Annotated in this window: 2 protein-coding genes; one reads left to right on the top strand and one right to left on the bottom strand. The window is 74.3% G+C overall.

Going from position 1 to position 1458, the window contains the following annotated elements; all coding sequences use genetic code 11:
- On the top strand, nucleotides 1-516 hold a 516-nt coding region (locus tag D474_RS31300; RefSeq protein ID WP_193374043.1), incomplete at its 5' end, for a lysylphosphatidylglycerol synthase domain-containing protein.
- Here D474_RS31300 and D474_RS0122700 read toward each other — a convergent pair.
- The gene (locus tag D474_RS0122700) at nucleotides 452-1177 is read right to left on the bottom strand and encodes a creatininase family protein (protein WP_017615778.1); all 726 of its coding nucleotides are present in this window, start codon (nucleotides 1175-1177) and stop codon (nucleotides 452-454) included. The genes D474_RS31300 and D474_RS0122700 overlap by 65 nt on opposite strands.
- Nucleotides 1178-1458 lie beyond the last annotated feature (281 nt).

Genomic DNA, 1458 nt, shown 5'->3' with positions numbered 1-1458 from the left:
GTTCTGGCCGCAGGCGCCGTCGGGCTGCGGCTGGGCCGGGAACGCCGACCGCGGTGGTGGCGGGCCCTGCGCACGAGCGCCCTGGAGGCCCGCGCCGGGCTGCTGGGCCATGCACCTGCGGTCGTGCTGCTGTCGGTGGTGGCACTGGCCGGGCACGTGGGCCTGTTCCTGGTCGCCGCGTCCGCCGCGGGTGTGGCCGCTCCCCTCACCCAGTTGGTCCCGCTCGCGGTCGTGGCGTTGCTGGCGATGAGCATCCCGGTGAACGTGGGCGGGTGGGGCCCGCGCGAGGCCGCCACCGCGGCGGCGTTCGCGGCGGCCGGGCTCGGGGCCCAGGCAGGTGTGACGGTGTCGGTGGTCTACGGCCTGCTCGCCCTGGTCGCAGCTGCGCCCGGAGCGGTGTCCCTGGTGGCGCGCGCGATGCCGTCCGGGAACGATCGTGTTAGGGCAGGGTTTAGGGCAGGGTCTCGCCGGGCTCCGCGTCCAGCGCCCGGAGATGGCCCGCGAAACGTCGGGTGAGGGCGGCCAGCACCGCCCTTCCCTTGTCGGCCCGTGCCAGGGAGGGCCGCCCCACCACTCCGGACGGGGCGTAGGGGGCCAGCCCGAGCACACCCATGTGGTCGCGCGGCCCGGTGAGGTGGTCGGCGTCGCGGTAGCCGGGGTGGACCAGGTGCGGGGCTGCATGCAGGAGGACCGAGGTCTCCAGTTCCCCGGCGTGCATGTCGGTGTCGTTGTCGGTGGCCAGCCCGGCTTCGGAGCGCGCGGCCTCCCACTCCTGCGGCCCGGGGAAGAGCGTGATCCGCCCGCCCGAGGCCTGCGCGGTGTTGGCGAGCACGTGGTTGCCGCCGTGCCCGTTGACGACCGCCAGCCTCACCGGGTCCAGGGAGGCGGCGATGTCGGTGACGACCGCGTCGAGGGTGCGCGCGGACACACTCACCGTGCCGGGCCAGGCGGCGTGCTCGTGCGAGCACCCGAACGTGATCGGGGGCAGTGTGCGCACGGGGGGGGCCCCCGCCAGTTGCCGGGACAGGATGCAGGCCACGACGGTGTCGGTCACCAGGGGCAGGTGCGCGCCGTGCTGTTCGAGGCTGCCCACCGGGAGGAGGGCGACACGGGCGTCCCGGTCGCCTTCCTCTGGGCTCGTGGTCATGGGCAGGGGCTCGAACTCGGTCTCGTACATGGGGTCGGTGTTCCCGGGGACGCGGCGACGGACCCGTGTGCATGCGCCGGACGGTGGCTCGGTTGAACTACGCGCCGTCGGCACGGGCGGAGAGGCGGGTGTGGGGGTTGGGGGGTGTGGGGGTTGGGGGGTGTTGCCTCAGGTGATGGTTGGTCGGGGTCCGGCTTCGGGAACCGAAGGCCCTGGCTCGGCAGGGCTTGAGCCCCTGACCCGCTGGGCTCTTTCCCGGTCGGATTCGGCGCCTGTTTCGTTGAGGCAGTCGGGCCCGGTGCCTGGAACCG

This window comes from Nocardiopsis salina YIM 90010, assembly GCF_000341025.1.
In the GTDB taxonomy this organism is placed as follows: domain Bacteria; phylum Actinomycetota; class Actinomycetes; order Streptosporangiales; family Streptosporangiaceae; genus Nocardiopsis; species Nocardiopsis salina.
The sequence above is the reverse complement of the archived record's forward strand: the minus strand, read 5'-3'. Positions and strand labels throughout refer to the sequence as shown.

Bases quoted from the DNA above. Each gene is read 5' to 3' on its own strand.
- D474_RS0122700 (WP_017615778.1), bottom strand. From the start codon at position 1,177: ATGTACGAGACCGAGTTCGAGCCCCTGCCCATGACCACGAGCCCAGAG.